Below are 18358 nucleotides of genomic sequence, written 5' to 3' on the forward strand. Positions count from 1 at the left end.
GCGGATTAATGAACATGACCCTGGAAGAAGTAGCCTCCGCTCTAAAGAGCGTTGGAGATCTGAATGGCGCAGAAAAAGCCATTGTTACGGATATAAGGACCGACAGCAGACTGGTTCGCCCCGGGGATCTCTTTTTATGCTTGTGCGGAAAACGAATGGACGGGCATAACTTTGCAGAACAGGCAGCCAAGAAAGGGGCTCTGGCCGTAGTTTCCCACAATCCCATGCCTGACCTGCAGGTCCCGGTCCTGCTGGTGGATGACACCCTCAAGGCCCTTGGCCGTATGGCCAGGTACTGGAGGCTGAAAAAAGGGAAGATGGTCATGGCGATCACCGGTTCAGTGGGCAAGACCACAACCAAGGAGATGATCTCCTTTGTTCTGGGGACCAGGTTCAGGGTCGGGAAAAATCACCTGAACTGGAACAACCAGGTCGGTCTGCCCCTGTCGATCCTCAAGTTCAGCGGAGAAGAAGACTGCTGGGTCCTGGAGCTCGGGATAAATAATCAGACCGACATGGATGAGCTTGGAGAAATCTGCGTCCCGGACCTGGCTGTGATCATCAATATCGGGCCTTGCCATCTGGAAGGCCTGGGGTCGATTGCAGGGGTGGCCATGGCCAAAAGCAGAATTCTGGACCATCTGCAGGGAGCAGGTCCTGTCCTGGCCAGCAGGGACTATCCTCTTCTGGAAAAGGAGATTGCTTCCAGACCGGATATCAGCCCGGTGTGGTTTTCATGCCGGCAGGCTCAAGCTGATTACAAGACAAATTATCTTGGCGGCAACAGGTTCCAAGTGCAGGAATACGGCCAGGTCTTTGAGATCCAAACCCAACTGAGGGGGGCTCACTACTGCGAGAATATTTCCGCAACCTGGGCCCTGGCCAGGCACCTGGGGATTGAACCAGAACTTATCATCAGAGCCATAAACCAGTTCAAGCCTCCGGAACAGAGGTTTTCCATCGAGGACCTGGGGAAATGGACCATTATTGATGACACCTATAATGCAAATCCCCTGTCCATGAGCAAAGCCATGGCTTCAGCCAAAGGTCTGGCTGGAACCAGACCTTTGTTCCTGATCCTGGGAGACATGGCTGAACTGGGAGAATCCGAAGCCAATGCTCACCTGGAGCTGGGCAGGGAAATAACCCAGCTGGGCTGTCAGGGGGTTTTTTTTCATGGTCGAAATACCCGGAATGTCTTTGATGGGCTGGGCCAGGAGCTGATGAACAGATTCTATTCCATAGCTGACTGTTCTGGGTTTAAAGCTGCTCTGGATCAGATCCGTCCCAGAGAAGGGGTCCTGCTTTTCAAAGGGTCCAGGAGTGCTGGAATGGAAGAATATGTTTCCTGCTTCAAGGAATGGGCTGGAGGTGTTCTTGAATAATAAAACCATGCTGATTCTGGATGTCCACTGGAGACCAGGCCGGGCACGGCTGTAAAGCGAGGACTGAATGCTTTATCATCTGTTGTATCCGCTGAGCGAAGACATAAGCGTATTCAATGTATTCAGGTATATCACCTTCAGGAGCATTTACGCTTTGCTTACAGCCCTGGTCATCAGCCTGTGGCTTGGCCCCAGGTTCATCAAATGGCTGCAGAAAATAAAATGCGGCCAGTACGTTCAGGACGACGGTCCTGAACATCAGTCCAAACAGGGGACACCGACCATGGGAGGGGTCCTTATTGGCTTCAGCATGATTGTGAGCGTTCTTTTGTGGGGTGATCTGACCAATAAGTTTGTCTGGCTGTCCATATTCGTATTCCTGGGTTTTTTCCTGGTGGGTTTTTTTGATGACTATCTCAAGGTAGTGAAAAAACACAATAAAGGGTTAAGTGCCAAGGGCAAGTTTCTTGGGCAGTGCATCATAGCTCTGGGAGCAGTTTCCATCCTGCTGACCCTGCCCGGGTACAGTACTGAGCTGCTGGTTCCGTTTTTCAAGGGGATAAGACCGGATCTGTATCTGTTTTATGTACCGTTTGCCGCTCTGGTCATGGTGGGAGCTTCCAACGGAGTGAACCTGACCGATGGCCTGGACGGTCTGGCCATTGGTCCGTTTATTGTCAGTGCAGCCTGTTTATCAGTTTTTGTTTATGTTTCAGGCCATTATCAGCTGGCCAGTTACCTCCAGGTTCCATACATTCCCAACCTGGGTGAGGTCACGGTCTTCTGTGGAGCCATGGTTGGTGCAGGTTTGGGCTTTCTGTGGTTCAACGCCTATCCGGCCCAGATATTCATGGGGGACACCGGGAGCGTCAGCCTTGGCGGGACTCTGGGGTTTATTGCTGTCCTGTGCAAGCAGGAGCTGCTGCTGATCATCGTAGGCGGGCTTTTTGTAATTGAAACCCTTTCCGTCATTCTGCAGGTGGGCTATTTTAAAATGAGCGGAGGAAAAAGGATCTTTCGTATGGCTCCGCTGCACCACCACTTTGAACTCAAGGGGGTCCCGGAATCCAAAATCATCATCAGGTTCTGGATTCTGTCAATCCTGTTTGCCCTGGCTGCCTTGAGTACTCTTAAACTCAGATAGAGAGCACTGGTAACTATGAAAGAGCTTATCCATAATCAGCAACTCAAGGGCCACAGGGTCGTGGTGGTCGGTGCCGGGCGTTCCGGGCTTGCGGCTGCATCCCTTTTAACGGCTTTGGGGGCTGAAGTTCTGGTGCTGGAAAAGAATGAGCAGTTTAAGGTGGAAAGTCTGGCCCAGGATCTGGTCAAGGCCGAAGTTAGGCTTGGTCTCCACTCCCGGAAAGATTTTGCCGGGGCAGACTTGATTGTGGTCAGCCCTGGTATCCCTTTGCAGGAAATCAGGGCTCTGGCTCCTGCAGGGGTCATGGTTTGTTCAGAGCTGGAACTGGCCTCCTGGTTTGTGCATGAGCCCATAATCGCTGTTACCGGAACCAATGGAAAGACCACCACCACGATGGTTATTGCCCATGCCCTGGAAAAAATGGGCAAGAAGGTTTTTGCCGGGGGCAATCTGGGAACACCTCTTAGCGCATATGTCCTTGGCAGGGATGAGTGCCAGGTCCTGGTTCTGGAAGTGAGCAGCTTTCAGCTTGAGGGCTGCAGCGGTTTTGGCCCCCAGGTGGCGGTTTTTCTGAATTTTTCCCCTAATCATCTTGATCACCATAAGGACAGCCTGGAGTACTTTCAGGCCAAGGTCAGGATCTTTGCCCGGCAGAGGGATCAGGACCTGGCAATAATAGCCCTGGGGCTGCGTGAAGAAGTTGAAAAGACTGGGCTGGTGCAGTCCAAACGGGTTTATTTTGCTCCTTCATCCAGGTTTGCCTGTCCCGCACTGACCGGCCAGCATAACCAGGCCAACCTTGAGGCTGCTTTTCTGGCCTGCAGGTACTTTGGGATGGACCAGGATACTTTTAATTCAGCTCTTAATGATTTCCAGCCTCCTGCCCACCGCCAGGAAGTATTTCTCAAGCACGGAGGCAGGATTTTTGTCAATGATTCCAAAGCCACCACTACAGCAGCTGTAGAAGCGGCCTTGCAGGCCTTTGAACCGCCCATCAGGTTGTTTGCCGGGGGAATATACAAGGGAGGCAATTTTTCAGATCTGTCCAGCCTGGTTCAGGAAAAGGTCAAAAAAGCATATTTATTCGGAGATTCAAGGGAAATATTTGAAAGTGCCTGGCAGGGCAAGACCATGCTGGAGCATTTTACCGGTCTAGAGCAGGCTGTTCAAAAGGCTTTGTCAGAGTCGGAGCCCGGAGACACCATTCTTTTGGCACCTGGTACGGCAAGCTTTGATCTGTTCAGCAACTATCAGGAACGGGGCAATGTGTTTAAAGAGCTGATCAAAAAAAACCTGGGGTTACCCTGGGAAGAAAAAGCCAGGGCTGATTGCAGCTGCCCAGGAAAACAGCTCATGGATAAGGCAGGACACTGAAGCCATGAATGCACAGCGAAAAACCATTCAGTCTGCCGGACCTGACATCTGGCTGTTTTTTGCAGTGATGGTCCTGTGCGGCCTGGGTCTGACCATGATTCTCAGCACCAGCGCCATCATGGCAGAGCGGTTTTATTCGGATAAATACTTTTTTTTCAGGAAACAGCTGATCTTCGTCTGCACTGGGCTGACAGTACTGGCCCTGGTCTACTTTACACCCAGGAATTTTTTCTACCGGCTCAAATATGTGTGGGTCATACTCGCTCTGCTGGCTTTTGGTCTGACAATTTTTTCTCCCCTGGGCATAACTGCCGGAGGGGCAACAAGATGGCTGGATCTGGGCTTCATCAATGTCCAGCCTCTGGAGATGGCCAAGATCTCTCTGGTCATCTATCTGGCCTGCTTTTTTGCCGGTAAACAGGAAATGGTCAAGAGTTTCAGTGTGGGCTTTCTGCCCCCGACCATTATTACCGGCATATTCTGTGTTTTTCTTCTGCTTCAGCCGGATTTTGGGGGAGCAGTGTACATGGCAGCTCTGCTTTTTCTGATGAGCCTGATAGGAGGAACAAGGATCATTTATCTTTTTTCCTCTTCAGTTCTGGCCTTGATTACAGCTGCCATCCTTGTGATGCAGTCGCCGTACAGATTCAGGAGGTGGTTTTCCTTTCTTGATCCATTTAAGGATGCTCAGGACTCTGGATACCAGCTGGTTCAGTCCCTCTATGCCTTTGGTTCCGGTGGAATATGGGGCATGGGACTTGGTGAGGGCCGCCAGAAGCTGTTTTTTCTGCCTGAGGCCCACAATGATTTCATAATGGCGGTTGTCGGGGAAGAACTCGGGTTCATTGGCGTGTCCCTTGTCTTTGTCCTGCTGGGCATCATCATCTGGAGGGTGGTGGCCATATCCATCAGCCAGAATGAGCTGGTTGACAGGTTTGCCGGCTTTGGAATGGGCATGATTCTTATTATCGGCAGCCTGCTGAATCTGGCCGTGGTTCTGGGAATGGTGCCGCCCAAGGGATTGCCCATGCCTTTCATCAGTTACGGAGGGAGCAGTCTGCTTGTTTCCATGTTTTGCGCCGGGTTTTTACTGAACCTGTCAAGGGGACGGTGATGTTGAAGAGGGTTCTTGTTGCCACAGGCGGCACTGGAGGCCATATTTTCCCGGCTCTGGCCGTGGCTCAGAAGATCCTGGAGATGCATCCGGACTGCCGGGTCGTATTTGCAGGCGGCGAGTACGGTCCGGAAAGGGAAATTGTGACCAAGGCAGGGATCACATTCAAGTCATTTCCGGCCCGGGGGGTTCTGGGAAGAGGGTTTAAGTCTCTGGGGTCATTATTCTGGATGAGCAAGAGTCTTGTGCTTTCGCTGTTTTTTTTGCGCTCGTTCAAACCGGAAGTGGTGATCGGATTCGGGGGATATGCCGGATTCATGCCTGTCCTGGCTGCCAGATGGCTGAAGATACCAACGGCTATTCACGAACAGAACAGTCTGCCAGGGGTAACCAACAGGATACTTGGCAAAAAGGCGGACAGGGTGCTGCTCAGTTTTCCTGATGAAAACAGTTTTTTTCCGGCTCTAAAGGTTGTTGAAACCGGAAACCCTGTGCGCAGGGAGATTGTCCAGGGGGTAAAGGGCAATTCATCGATTCTGGGCCGGGTCAGACGGCTGCTGGTTGTTGGAGGAAGCCAGGGTGCAAAGGCCATAAACGATGCCGTACTGGCCAGTATCAAGGAACTCAAAGCCATGGACGTGGAGATATGGCATCAGACAGGACAGGTTGATTTTGAAAGGGTCAGTCAAGTTTATCAAAAAGAATATCCCCAGGCCAGGGTTGAACCTTTTATTGCGGACATGGCTGAAGCGTACAGTTTTGCAACCCTGGTCCTGTGCAGGGCCGGAGCCTCCACCCTGGCTGAACTGTGTGTGACCGGCAGACCGTCGATATTGATTCCTTTTCCCTATGCCACCCACAATCACCAGATGACCAATGCCAGGCATCTGGAACAGCAGGGGGCGGCTCTGGTCCTGGCTCAAAGCTATCTGCACGAGGTTAATCTGGCCAGGGTTGTCGGGGACCTCCTGGCAATGCCGGACAAGCTGAGAAGAATGAGCCGGGCCGCTCTTGAGGCCGGCAGGCCGGATGCGGCCCTGAAAATAGTTCAGGAATTGGAAAAAATAAGAAAAAAATCAAGTAAGTAGAATGAAAGGAAAGATAAACAGAATTCACATGGTCGGCATCGGCGGCTCAGGCATGAGCGGCATAGCCGAAGTCCTGCTCAATCTGGGATATGAGGTCAGCGGTTCAGACCTTTCAACCGGATCTGGAGTGACAAGATTGAAGAACCTGGGGGCCACAGTCTTTTCAGGACACCAGGCTGACAACCTAAAGGATGCCCAGGTACTGGTCAAATCCACGGCTGTTGGTGAGGACAACCCCGAGGTGATGGCTGCCAGGGAAAAAAATATTCCGGTCATCCCCAGGGCTGAGATGCTTGCTGAACTGATGCGTTTGAAGACCGGCATTGCTGTTGCCGGAACCCACGGTAAAACCACCACCACTTCATTTCTGGGTACAATATTTAAAGAGGCCGGGGTGGATCCCACCGTGATCATCGGCGGCCGGCTCAACTCTTACGGGAGTAACGCCCTCCCAGGAACTGGAGAGTACTTTATAGCTGAGGCAGACGAGTCCGACGGATCATTTCTTTGCCTTAAGCCCATCATGAACGTAGTGACCAATGTTGACGCTGACCATCTGGATTTCTACCGGGACCTGGATCAGATAAAGGACAGTTTTGTGACCTTTATGAACAGTGTTCCGTTTTACGGGATGAACGTGGTCTGCGGAGATGATCCCGGAGCAGAGTCATTGCTTCCGGCAGTCAACCGCCCGGTCATGACTTACGGGCTGACTGAGGGGAACAATATCCGGGCCGAGATTATAAATACAGTTTCCGGCTCAGAATTTAATGTCTTTGTTGAAGAACGGTTCTGGTCCAAAGTAAAGCTGAGTCATCCGGGTAAACATAATATTCTCAACAGTCTGGCTGCCATTGGCATATCCATTCATTGCGGACTGGACAAAGAGGACATAGTTTCCGGGCTGGCTTCCTTCGGAGGTGTTGGCCGCAGGTTCGAGATCAAGGGCGTCAGGGATCAGATCATGGTGGTTGACGATTACGGTCATCACCCCACTGAGATCAGGGCCACCATTGAAACGGCCAGGCAGTGCTATCCGGACCGGAGGCTGGTGGTTCTGTTTCAGCCGCACCGGTTTTCCAGGACCAGGGCTTTGTTCGGTGATTTCTGCAAAGTCCTGGCTGAAGCTGACGTCCTGCTTTTGACCGAAATATATCCTGCATCTGAAGCGCCTATTCCCGGAGTCAACAGTCAGAGCCTGGCCCAGGGAATCAAACAGATCAGCAGGACCAGGGTCAGCTTTTTTGAAGACCTGGACGAAGCAGGAGCTGGTTTAAAGGATGTGTTAAGGCCCGGGGATCTGTTCATTACCATGGGTGCAGGAACTGTCTGGAAAGTTGGAGAAAGTTTTTTAGGAAAGCGATGAAGGCAATACAGAACCCTGAACTTGGAACCATGTCCACCTTGAAGATGGGCGGGAAAGCCAGGATGGCTTATTTTCCCCAGGACTTCAGAGACCTGGAGAATCTGGCCAGAATGTGGCCGGAGCTGGGCCCGGAGGTCCTGATTGTGGGCAGGGGCAGCAACATCCTGTTCAGGGATGGTGTCAGGGATCTGGTCCTGGTGGGCTGGCAGGGAAAAGAACCTCCGGCAATGGTCAAGGAAGAAAGGGACAGTGTGCTGATCATGGCAGACGCCGGATCAAGCCTGCCCGGACTTATCAGGTGGTGTGCAGTCCATGGTTTTAGCGGTCTTGAAGGTCTGGCCGGCATTCCTGGAAAAGTGGGCGGGGCAGTAGCAATGAATGCCGGTTCTTATGGTACAGAGATCTGCACCATGCTGGAAAAAGTCACTGTATGGAGTCCAAGCCATGGAGTTGCTGATCTGGAAAAAGATGCCTTCAGCCATGGATACAGGAATTTCAGGCCAAACAGGGCTGAAACCGGGTTCATTATCCTCAAGGTCTGGCTGAGACTGGGCAGGGATGAGGCCGGAGTGATCAAGGAGCGGATCAGAGAATATTATTCCCGGAAAAAGAAGAGCCAGCCAGTTCTCCAGAATACAGCGGGATGTGTCTTTAAGAATCCTGCAGGACATGATCCGGCTGGAATGCTTCTGGAACGGATCGGGTTCCGAGGTAAAATCAGGGGCAAAGTCTGCTTTTCTCGGCTTCATGCCAATTTTCTTGTAAATGCCGGCCAGGGCCGGAGCCAGGACGCCCTGGATCTGATCCAGGAAGCTAAAACCAAGGTCAAGCAGGTTTACGGGGTTGATCTTGAAATGGAAATCAAGGTGATCTGATGGCTTATGCTGCAAGCATCCGTACAGGCCTCAAAGCCACCAGGTACACCAGGTCCAGGGAAAAGGGCCGGATCAGAAGATTTTTCAGTGTGCTGAGCAGGGTCCTGGGCATGTCATTGATGCTGGTCATGAGTCTGGGCTTTCTCGGGCTGATCAGCCTGGGTCTTCTGCTGGGCTACAACAAGGCAGTGAACAGCGATTTTTTTGCCCTGAAGGATATTGAAGTCATTGGTAACAGACAACTGACCTATGCTGAACTGACTGAGCAGATGAATATTCATCCCGGAGACAGCCTGCTCCAGCTCAGGATGTCCAAGTTGCAGGCAAGGCTTGAGCAGAACCCCTGGATTGCAACAGTAGCCGTGACCAGGGAGTTCCCGGACAGGGTCATGGTCAGGATCAAAGAACGACAGGCCTACTTCTGGGTCCAGGACGACCACCGGCTGTTCTATGCAGATGAAAGGGGACGGATCATTTCTGAAATAAGCCCCAGGAGATTTGTTTCCCTTCCCATTCTTCATGTCCGTGGGGAACAGCAGGAAGCAGACCTGGGGGCGGTGGTCGGTTTCCTGGAAAGCAGAAATTTTCCCTTTCCTCTTCAGGATGTTTCCTGGATCAGGATCAGGGAGTCAGGAACAGTTGAAATAGGCATTTCAAGACAGAATCTGCTGATTGTCCTGGACCGGGCTCAGCTGGGCAGAAGTGCATCCCGGCTGAGCCTGGTGTGGGCGGATATTAAAAACCAGGGAGAAGCCCAAGCGGTTCAACGGATTACCCTTGCCGGCAGGAATGCCTGGGTGGCTTATGCTGAATAGAACTTAAGTCACAGATCCTGAAATAATAATCCGAAACTTGTCGAAAAAGGAATGAGTTATGGCCAAACCTGATTTAATCGTGGGGCTTGACCTGGGCACAACCAAAATCTCAGCCGTGGTCGGGGAAATGTCTCCAGACGGGGTGGATATTGTAGGCATAGGGACCAGCCCGTCCACAGGCCTGCGCAAGGGCGTGGTTGTGAATATCGAGCAGACAGTTCAGTCCATCAAAAAGGCTTTGGAAGAAGCCGAACTGATGGCCGGCTGTGAGATAAGGTCGGTATATGCAGGCATAGCAGGAAGTCATATCAAGGGTTTTAACAGCCACGGGGTAATTGCAGTCAAGGGCGGAGAAGTGGGGAGCAGAGATGTTGAAAGGGTCATAGATGCGGCCAAGGCCGTGGCCATCCCCCTGGACCGTGAAGTCATCCATATTCTGCCCCAGGAATACATTGTGGACGACCAGAGGGGGATAGCTGATCCCCTGGGCATGGCCGGGGTGCGCCTGGAGGTCAAAGTGCATATTGTCACCGGAGCTGTCAGCAGCGCCCAGAATATTGTCAGATCCTGTCACCGGTCTGGCCTGGATGTTGCCGATATTGTTCTGGAGTCTCTGGCTTCGTCCAAGGCGGTCTTGACCGAGGAAGAAAGGGAAATCGGGGTGGCCCTGGTGGATATAGGCGGTGGAACCACTGATGTTGCCATTTTCAGCAATGACTCCATCAAACATACCGGAGTAATCGCCATTGGGGGGGCCAACCTGACCAATGACATTGCCTTTGGTCTGAGGACTCCCATGGTGGCGGCTGAAAAGATCAAGGTCAGATACGGCTGCGCCCTGGCCGACATAATTCAGGAAGACGAGGTAATCGAGGTCCCAAGCGTTGGCGGCAGGCCGCCCAGAAAGCTTTCCAGACATGTCCTGGCCGAGATCTGCGAGCCGCGCATGGAGGAACTCTTTGCCCTGGTGGACCAGGAGCTCATCCGTTCTGGATTCAAGAACTCCATTGGGGCCGGTGTTGTCCTGACCGGCGGAGCATCATTGATTGAAGGGTCCCAGGAGCTGGCCGAGCAGATTTTCAACCTGCCCACCAGGATCGGATATCCGAGAAAGGTGGGAGGACTGAAAGATGTGGTCAACAATCCCATGTTTGCCACAGCTGTGGGAGTCCTGATTTACGGAGCTGAAAAGGAGAGCTCTGAAAAGAGCTTTCGGATCAGGGACAAGAACATGTTCAACCGCATCCTGACCAAGATGCGCAATTGGTTTGTGGATATTAAATAGTTTCCATCCGGAAAATTGTTCCGGAAAAGAAATAGTTCAGCAGAACCTTGAAGTTACAGGGGAAGGAGGAAGCCATGGAATACCAGGAAATCGAAATGGAAGGCAATGCCAGAATCAAAGTAGTGGGTGTTGGAGGAGGCGGTGGAAATGCCGTGAACAATATGATCTGCTCAGCCATGAAAGGAGTGACTTTTATCGTGGCCAACACTGATGTGCAGGCCTTGAAGCATTCCCGGGCTGAATACAAGATCCAGCTGGGGGAGAAACTGACCAAGGGTCTGGGGGCTGGAGCTGACCCTGATGTGGGCAAGGAAGCGGCCCAGGAAAGCGTGGATCAGATCCGTGAGTCTCTCCAGGGTTGTGATATGGTCTTTGTGACTGCCGGCATGGGCGGTGGTACAGGAACCGGAGCAGCCCCGGTCATCGCCAGGGTGGCCAAAGAGATGGATGCCCTGACCGTTGCAGTGGTGACCAAGCCGTTTTATTTTGAGGGCAAGAGGCGGCGCAGCCAGGGTGACAAAGGCATTGCAGCTCTCAAGGAAGTAGTGGACAGCATTATTACTATTCCCAATGACCGCTTATTGTCCCTGGCCTCCAAAAAGGCGTCATTTCTTGAGATGCTCAAGAAGGCTGATGAGGTCCTTTATTACGGAGTCAAAGGAATATCCGACCTGATCATGGTGCCTGGACTCATCAATCTGGACTTTGCCGATGTCAAGGCGGTCATGTCCGAGATGGGCCTGGCCATGATGGGAACCGGCATTGCCAAGGGCGAGGGACGGGCCAGAGAAGCCGCCATGAAGGCCATTACCAGTCCGCTGCTTGAAGACGTTTCCATTGACGGCGCCAGGGGTGTGCTTATGAACGTGACCTGCGGAACCGACCTGGCCATTGATGAGGTCAGTGAGGCTGCAGAGATTATTCATGAGGCAGCTCATGAAGACGCCAAAATATACTTTGGAACGGTCTTTGACCAGGATATTGAGGACGAGATCAGGATCACGGTTATTGCCACAGGTATTGAAGATGCTTTTGACAAGATCGAAGAGACCAATCCCAATGTGACCAAGTTGAGCGAAGCCAAGAGGTCCGGATCAAAGCTGGTCCAGCGTCCGCGGTCCATGGCAGTGGACCCTGACAGCAGGGAAAACCTGAATATTCCGACTTACCTGAGAACAAAGAAAAAGATTGATTCTCTTGCCGGAGCAGAGACCAGTTCCAGGACTGGCCAGAAAAATGAAGAATTCATTTTTGACGAGGATGAATTTGAGATTCCCTCGTTCATCAGGAGACAGGCAGATTAAGCTCAGACTGTCCGGTGGGGGTAAGGATTATTCTGTGCATGGGGGCTGGAAAGCTGCAGGTCAGCAGCTGGATTCAGAAAGTGTTGGCCCTAGTCCATGACCAGGAATGAACCAGTATCTTCCAGGGAATGGGGAGGTCGTCTTCCTGTTGCCCTGGTCTTTCCGGAAGAAGAGTCCCTTGCCCTGTCAACCCTGGGCTGGCAGGCGGTCTACAATGATCTTGGCAGGGACTCCAGATTTTACGTTGAACGCTTTTTCTGGGACAAAAAACTGCAGGGAGCGGCTTCAGCAGACTCCAACAAGACCATTGACCTCTTTCCCCTGGTCTGCTTCAGTCTGAACTTTGAAGGTGATTTCCTGAATTTGATTCATATCCTCAAATCCGGGCAGATACCGGTTCTGGCCCGGGATAGAAGCGATTGGCCCCTGATCATGGCCGGAGGGCCCATCGCTTTTTTAAATCCATTTCCCATCATTCCCAGTCTTGATTTTCTGTATGTTGGTGAGTCAGAAGGAAGGTTCAAGGCTGTGGCCGGTTTTCTCAAAGAAGTCTGGCTGGGCCATGGCGGAAGACATAAGACCCTTAAAGCATTGTCAGCTTTTCCTGGGATATTTGTTCCTGAAAATGAAAACAAGGTAAAAAGACAGGTTCAAGGATCAGGTCAGCTGGAACATCCTGCCCATTCGGCCTTTATCTCGAACCGGTCAATTTTTAAGGACAGTCTGCTTATTGAGATAAACAGGGGATGCGGCTATGGCTGCCGGTTCTGCGCTGCCGGATTCATATACAGGCCCCCAAGACAGGCCGGGTTAAAAAGGATTCAGGACCTGGTTGAAACGGCTGCACCCAGAAAAGTGGGACTGGTGGGTACAGCCCTGACCGACTGGAAGCCTCTCAAACCCTTTCTGGCCTGGCTCGCTGACCGAAGAATCAAGTTTTCCCTGTCCTCCATGCGGGCGGACGGTCTGGACTGGGAGTTTCTGCAGTTTCTCAGAAAAACCGGGATCAGGAGCATCACCCTTGCTGTTGAGGGCATCAGCTGCAGGCTCAGATCAGCCATAAACAAGCATTTTGACCAGGAAAAGTTTTTTCAGGCCGTGGAGCTGGTGAGCAAACTGAGGTTTAATAACCTCAAGCTGTATTTTATCCTGGGTCTGCCCGGTGAAAAACCAGATGATTTTCAGGAACTGGAATGCTTTTTAAAAAGGCTTGACCAGGCCAGAACTCAAGGCATGGGCTCCAGAAAAAAAGGCGTGGATCTGATCAGCATCAGCGCATCCATGTTTGTGCCCAAACCATGGACCCCCATGCAGTGGGCACCCATGGACCAGGAGGATGTCTTTCTGGAGAAGGCCGGGAAGTTCAGGCAGCTGTGTGCACCGTACAAAGGGTTGAAATTTAACTTTGAAAGGCCTTTCATGGCCAGGATTCAGGGACTGCTGTCCAGGGGAGGGCCGGATGTCCATGAGCTGCTGCTGGATACCGCTGAAAACAAAAATGACTGGAGAAAAGGTTTAAAGAACTGGTCAGGCAGCATTAAAGAGTACCTTGATCAGGAATTGCCACTGGAAACATCCTTTCCCTGGGAAGTTATGGACATGGGCATTGACAGAAGTTATCTGGAAAAGGAATGGCAAAAGTACAGGAAATCCCTGCTGACCAGACCGTGTCCGGAATCAGGTTGCCAGACATGCCGGAGGTGCGGTATGCAAATATTGCTGGAGGAGCATGAACATGGCCAGAATCTGTTTTAAGGCTTTTTCTTTTTTGCAGCCCAGGCTCAGGGCTCTGGGCCGGGACTGTTTTGACCAAGAGTTGGAAATAACTGAAAATGAAACTGTTGAAGACCTGGTCCAGAGTCTGGGACTCGGGCTTGATGAGGTTGAAGCAGCCTTTATTAATGGACGGGTGGCTCCGTTGTCGACCAGGCTTAAACACGGCGACAGTGTGGCCCTGGTCCCTCCGGGCACCCCCGGGCCTTACCGGGTTCTTCTGGGAATCAGAGAGTGCAAGGCAAAATAAGGAGCATTTGTTATGCCGTATATTTCTGCTGACAGACGCCAGGCCTTTGATCAGGCCCTTGAAATGCTGGCCCTGGAGGTCCGGGACCAGGGCGAACTCAACTATTGCATCTTTAAGCTGTCCAGGCTGATTATTGACCGGATAGGTGAGAGCTATGCCAATCTGAGCATGTGTTCCAGTGCCATGGAGCATGCCAAACTGGAGTGGTACAGAAAGGCTCTGGTCCCTTACGAAGAAAAAAAGATTCAGGAGAACGGCGGGATTTAGAACCCTTACATGAGCATGAGCAGGGTTGCGGCCATGACCAGCATTCCTGCAACAAGGGCGTAGATAGCCAGGTGGCCCTGTCCGTATTCCTTGGCTGCTGGAAAGAGTTCATCCAGAGATATGAAGACCATGATCCCGGCAATAAAGGCAAAGATAAATCCCATGGACGTGGGATTAATAAAAGGGCGCAGGATAAGGAAGCCGATAAGGGCGCCAAGGGGTTCGGCCAGCCCGGTGGCCATGGAAAGCCAGAAAGCCTTGGCCCTGCTTTTGGTGGCATAATATATGGGAACAGCTACAGCTATGCCTTCGGGAATGTTGTGCAGGGCAATGGCGATGGCGATGGCAATCCCCAGGGTCGGATCTGCCAGGGTGGCAAAAAAGGTGGCCATGCCTTCAGGAAAGTTGTGGATGGCAATGGCCAGGGCTGCAAAAACCCCCATCCGGTGCATTTTTCTGCGGTCCACACCCTGATGGACTTCTTCCACCTTTCTGGCCTGGTGAGGGTTTTCATGCTCCGGAACCAGCCGGTCAATGATTCCAATGAAGAATACCCCGGCAAAGAATCCCAGGGTCATGATCCAGGCTGCTGCTTCATTGCTGTGGATGGACTCCAGCATTTCCAGGGCTTCCGGCAGCAGCTCTACAAAGGAAATATAGATCATCACCCCGGCGGAAAAGCCCAGGGCTATGGACAGAAAAGCCTTATTGGTATGCCTGGTGAAAAAGGCGATGAAACTGCCTATGCCGGTGGAGAGTCCGGCCAGGGCGGTCAGGGAAAAAGCCAGGATCAGGTTTTCTTCAAACATCAATATTTACCTGTATGGATTGCTGTGCGTGGATAAAAAAGTTTATCACAGAGAGTAATATTTAGGATCGGTTATTGTCAATTGGCCGGGGCTGCTGCTCAATCCGGCCCGGCTGTTTCCTGAGAATTTGCCCAGGTTTCTTATGGTTGCCTTTGGCAAGATATGCTAATAGAATAATTGTCCTGAAATAATGAGTCATTAAATAGCCTGCAAAGGACAAGACCGGCTTTTTTAATAGTTCAGTTCAACGGATTTACAGATAAAAAAATGCAGCTGATCAAGACCTGGTTTCAAAGACAATTCGGCAATCCTCAGGTTGTCATTTTGATGGTCCTGCTCTTGACCGGATTCGGAGTAATCTACTTTCTGGGAAAGATGCTGGTTCCTTTTTTTGCGGGGCTGATCATTGCCTATCTCCTGGACGGGGTGGTTAAACACCTGACCAAAAGGGGAGTGCCCAGGCTGCTGGCGGTGATACTTGTTTTCCTGTTTTTCATGCTCATCCTGCTTTTCAGTATCTTCTGGCTGGTGCCTCAATTGACTAAACAGGTCACCCAGCTGGTTCAACAGCTTCCCAATATGATCAGTGAAACCCAGAATCTTCTTCTGCAGCTGCCGGAACACTATCCCAAATTTATTTCTGAAGAACAGGTCTATGAAATTTTTTCAGTCATCCGGGGAGAGGTGGGCAAGCTGGCCCAGAACATCCTGTCCATATCAGTGGCATCGGTAATGGGCCTCATTACTCTTCTGGTTTATCTGATTATTGTGCCGCTCTTGGTCTTCTTCTTTCTCATGGACAAGGAAAAGATCATTGGCTGGTTTTCCGGGTTTCTGCCCAGGGATCGTTCCCTGGCGGTCCAGGTCTGGGAGGATGTGAACATTCAGATTGCCAACTATATCCGGGGTAAAACCTGGGAAATAATCATTGTCTGGATTGTAACCTTCCTGGTCTTTACTCTGTTGAAACTCCAGTACGCCATGCTCCTGGGGGCCATTGTGGGCTTTTCAGTCCTGATACCCTATGTGGGAGCTGCTGTGGCCACCATCCCTGTGGCCATGGTGGCCTATTTTCAGTGGGGCATCGGCTCTGAGCTGGTCTGGGTCCTGATTGTCTACGCCATCATCCAGATGATTGACGGTAATGTCCTGGCTCCCTTGCTCCTGGCCGAAGTTGTGGATATCCATCCAGTGGCGGTGATTGCCTCCATCCTGGTGTTTGGAGGGTTGTGGGGATTTGTGGGCATATTTTTTGCCATTCCCTTAGCCACCCTTATTCAGGCCATAATCAAGGCCTGGCCTGCCTATGAAGATATTGTTCCTCCAGAGCCTGTTCCAGCAGCCGATCCAGAAAACAGCTGACCGGTCTGAAGCCTGGCTTCATGCTCAAGGGCCATGTGGGGCAGGCTTGAAAGAGACAAGAACCAGCCGGGGCTGTTGCCGGATCAAAAGCCTGTCCTGAGCCGGACCTGATTCCTGACTGCAACCTCAAGGCACAGGCATGGACCAGGAATGGTTTTCTATTCCTGGACCTTCCTGGGATGGGGCAGGATCAGATTCAGCACGACCCCGATTATTCCGGCCAGGCCAATGCCCTGCAGGGAGAACTCACCTGCGGAAAAAGACATTCCCCCCACGCCGAAGACCACAATGACCGCAGCAATGGCCAGGTTTCTGGGCTGCATCATGTCAATCCCGGCCCTTACCAGGCTTCCGATGCCCACCACCATGATGGCCCCGAAGAGCAGAATCATTATTCCGCCCATAACTGGTACAGGTATGGTGGAGAGAATCGCCCCCACCTTGGCCACAAAGGCCAGAAGAATGGCAAATATGGCTGCCCAGGTCATGACGCCCACATTGAATATTTTGAGCAGAGCCACTGCTCCTGTCACTTCTGAATAGGTGGTGTTGGGGGGGCCTCCAACCATGGAAGCAAAGGATGTGGCCAGACCGTCACCCAAAAGGGTTTTGTTCACGCCCGGCTTTTCCAGATAGTTTTTCCCGGTTACCGAACTGATGGCCATGACATCCCCGAAGTGTTCAATGGCCGGGGCAATAGCCACTGGAACGATGAACAGGATGGCGTGCCAGTTCCATTCAGGAAGGGTGAAGTTGGGCATGGCCAGCCAGGCTGCCTCCCGGACCGGGGTAAAATCCACAAGCCCCATGGCCAGACAGAGCACATATCCTGAGATAATGCCGAAAAGGATGGGAACCAGTCTGAAAATGCCTTTGGCAAAGAGGGAAATGGCAATGGTCACTCCAAGGGAGACCATGGAGATGAATATGGCGGTTGTTTCAGGCACGAGCTGAACCGAGCCGTCTCCGGTCTTTCCCAGGGCCATGTTTACAGCCACTGGGGCCAGGATAAGCCCGATGACCATGATTACCGGTCCGGTAACGATGGGAGGCAGGATCCTCAGGACTATTCCGGGTCCGCGCAGAGAAATGATCAGGCTCAGGAGCACGTACAGCAGGCCCGCGGCCATGAGGCCGCACATGGTGGCTGGAATTCCCCAGGTATTGACTCCGTAAATGATGGGGGCAATGAAGGCAAAGGAAGAAGCCAGAAATATGGGGATCTGTCTTCTGGTGATAATCTGAAAAATTATGGTTCCCACACCGGCTGTGAAAAGGGCCACATTGGGGTCAAGGCCGGTCAGAAGGGGTACCAGAACCAGAGCACCAAAGGCCACAAAGAGAATCTGTGCTCCCAGGAGGCTGTCCTTGGGATGAAACCGGTATTCAACAGTGTTGGAATCCGCCATGCCACGTCTCCAGTAGAATTTAGGTTGATGAATAAGGGCCGAAAAAAAGGCGCCGGGTAAAGCGCCTATCTGGTTCCGAAAATTTTGTCGCCGGCATCTCCCAGGCCGGGCAGGATATACCCCTTGTCATTGAGTCTTTCATCAATGGAAGCCAGAAAGATGTCCAGTTCAGGATGAGCCCTGGTCACCCGTTCCAGACCCTCGGGGGCAGCAACCAGGAACAGTCCCTTGATCTTCCGGCAGCCGGCTTCTTTGAGCAGGTCGATGGTGGCCATGAGAGTCCCGCCTGTAGCCAGCATGGGATCAAGAATCAAGGCGGTTCTGTCGGGCATGTTGGAGGCCAGCTTGACGTAATAGCGGACAGGCTCAAGAGTTTCTTCATTTCTATAAAGTCCAACCACACTGACCTTTGCCCCGGGAATGAGATCCAGTGCTCCGTCCAGCATGCCCAGCCCTGCCCGGAGGATGGGAACCAGGGTGATTTTTTTCCCTTTAATCGACTCGACCTTTACCGGTCCTGCCCAGCCCTGAATGGTCCTGGTTTCCATCTCCAGATCCTGAGTGGCCTCGTAAGTGAGGAATCTGGTCAGTTCAAGGGCCAGTGATCTGAAGTTCTTGGTACTTACATCGTGTTTGCGCATGATGCCCAGCTTATGCCGGACCAGAGGATGATCAACAACTTTTACAGACAATTAGGGCCTCCAAGGGGAACAGCTGGGACTGGATTTTGAAAAAAAT

General features: G+C 52.0%; 17 protein-coding genes. 14 read left to right on the forward strand and 3 right to left on the reverse strand.

The features are described from left to right. The first annotated feature begins 8 nt into the window (after positions 1-8). The 13 genes from P771_RS0109500 (at position 9) to P771_RS0109570 (ending at position 14040) form a co-directional block, all read left to right on the forward strand. Positions 9-1385, forward strand: coding sequence for a UDP-N-acetylmuramoyl-tripeptide--D-alanyl-D-alanine ligase (locus P771_RS0109500; protein WP_028574967.1), 1377 nt, complete (start codon positions 9-11; stop codon positions 1383-1385). A 67-nt stretch (positions 1386-1452) separates the two neighbouring features. Then, positions 1453-2529, forward strand: a complete 1077-nt coding sequence (gene mraY, locus P771_RS0109505) for a phospho-N-acetylmuramoyl-pentapeptide-transferase (protein WP_028574968.1) — start codon at positions 1453-1455, stop codon at positions 2527-2529. A 15-nt stretch (positions 2530-2544) separates the two neighbouring features. Continuing rightward, positions 2545-3903: a UDP-N-acetylmuramoyl-L-alanine--D-glutamate ligase gene (gene murD / locus P771_RS17120; protein ID WP_084301809.1), complete on the forward strand. Its 1359-nt coding sequence runs from the start codon at positions 2545-2547 to the stop codon at positions 3901-3903. 4 nt (positions 3904-3907) lie between these two features. Continuing rightward, the gene (ftsW, locus tag P771_RS0109515; RefSeq protein ID WP_035244264.1) at positions 3908-5017 is read left to right on the forward strand and encodes a putative lipid II flippase FtsW; all 1110 of its coding nucleotides are present in this window, start codon (positions 3908-3910) and stop codon (positions 5015-5017) included. Continuing rightward, positions 5017-6105, forward strand: a complete 1089-nt coding sequence (gene murG / locus P771_RS0109520; protein ID WP_035244265.1) for an undecaprenyldiphospho-muramoylpentapeptide beta-N-acetylglucosaminyltransferase — start codon at positions 5017-5019, stop codon at positions 6103-6105. Before ftsW ends, murG begins: the two co-directional genes overlap by 1 nt. Before the next feature lies 1 nt (position 6106). Further along, positions 6107-7471, forward strand: a complete 1365-nt coding sequence (murC, locus tag P771_RS0109525; protein WP_028574971.1) for a UDP-N-acetylmuramate--L-alanine ligase — start codon at positions 6107-6109, stop codon at positions 7469-7471. Next, positions 7468-8346: a UDP-N-acetylmuramate dehydrogenase gene (murB, locus tag P771_RS0109530; RefSeq protein WP_028574972.1), complete on the forward strand. Its 879-nt coding sequence runs from the start codon at positions 7468-7470 to the stop codon at positions 8344-8346. Before murC ends, murB begins: the two co-directional genes overlap by 4 nt. Continuing rightward, entirely contained in the window at positions 8346-9161 is an 816-nt protein-coding gene (locus P771_RS0109535; RefSeq protein ID WP_028574973.1) for a cell division protein FtsQ/DivIB, read from the forward strand. The genes murB and P771_RS0109535 overlap by 1 nt, the downstream gene beginning before the upstream one ends. Positions 9162-9219: 58 nt before the next feature. Further along, positions 9220-10446 (forward strand): cell division protein FtsA, encoded by a 1227-nt coding sequence (ftsA, locus tag P771_RS0109540; protein WP_028574974.1) that lies wholly within the window; start codon positions 9220-9222, stop codon positions 10444-10446. Between the two features lie 74 nt (positions 10447-10520). Beyond that, positions 10521-11750: a cell division protein FtsZ gene (ftsZ, locus tag P771_RS0109550; RefSeq protein WP_028574975.1), complete on the forward strand. Its 1230-nt coding sequence runs from the start codon at positions 10521-10523 to the stop codon at positions 11748-11750. 96 nt (positions 11751-11846) lie between these two features. Then, entirely contained in the window at positions 11847-13505 is a 1659-nt protein-coding gene (locus P771_RS17125) for a radical SAM protein (protein WP_035244267.1), read from the forward strand. Next, positions 13486-13773, forward strand: a complete 288-nt coding sequence (locus P771_RS0109565; protein WP_028574976.1) for a MoaD/ThiS family protein — start codon at positions 13486-13488, stop codon at positions 13771-13773. The genes P771_RS17125 and P771_RS0109565 overlap by 20 nt, the downstream gene beginning before the upstream one ends. Before the next feature lie 12 nt (positions 13774-13785). Then, positions 13786-14040, forward strand: coding sequence for a DUF6899 family protein (locus P771_RS0109570; RefSeq protein WP_028574977.1), 255 nt, complete (start codon positions 13786-13788; stop codon positions 14038-14040). 5 nt (positions 14041-14045) lie between these two features. Here P771_RS0109570 and zupT read toward each other — a convergent pair whose 3' ends face one another. Further along, the gene (gene zupT, locus P771_RS0109575) at positions 14046-14849 is read right to left on the reverse strand and encodes a zinc transporter ZupT (protein WP_028574978.1); all 804 of its coding nucleotides are present in this window, start codon (positions 14847-14849) and stop codon (positions 14046-14048) included. 267 nt (positions 14850-15116) lie between these two features. Here zupT and P771_RS0109585 point away from each other — a divergent pair, with 267 nt between their 5' ends. Continuing rightward, positions 15117-16211, forward strand: coding sequence for an AI-2E family transporter (locus P771_RS0109585; protein WP_028574979.1), 1095 nt, complete (start codon positions 15117-15119; stop codon positions 16209-16211). Positions 16212-16369: 158 nt separating this feature from the next. On the opposite strand, the gene P771_RS0109590 is transcribed toward P771_RS0109585, so the two are convergent. Together P771_RS0109590 and upp are read right to left on the reverse strand one after the other, a co-directional pair. Then, the gene (locus tag P771_RS0109590; RefSeq protein WP_028574980.1) at positions 16370-17620 is read right to left on the reverse strand and encodes a uracil-xanthine permease family protein; all 1251 of its coding nucleotides are present in this window, start codon (positions 17618-17620) and stop codon (positions 16370-16372) included. A 65-nt stretch (positions 17621-17685) separates the two neighbouring features. Continuing rightward, positions 17686-18312, reverse strand: a complete 627-nt coding sequence (gene upp / locus P771_RS0109595) for a uracil phosphoribosyltransferase (RefSeq protein ID WP_028574981.1) — start codon at positions 18310-18312, stop codon at positions 17686-17688. Between the last annotated feature and the right edge of the window lie 46 nt (positions 18313-18358).

The organism is Desulfonatronovibrio hydrogenovorans DSM 9292 (genome assembly GCF_000686525.1).
In the GTDB taxonomy this organism is placed as follows: Bacteria; Desulfobacterota; Desulfovibrionia; order Desulfovibrionales; family Desulfonatronovibrionaceae; genus Desulfonatronovibrio; species Desulfonatronovibrio hydrogenovorans.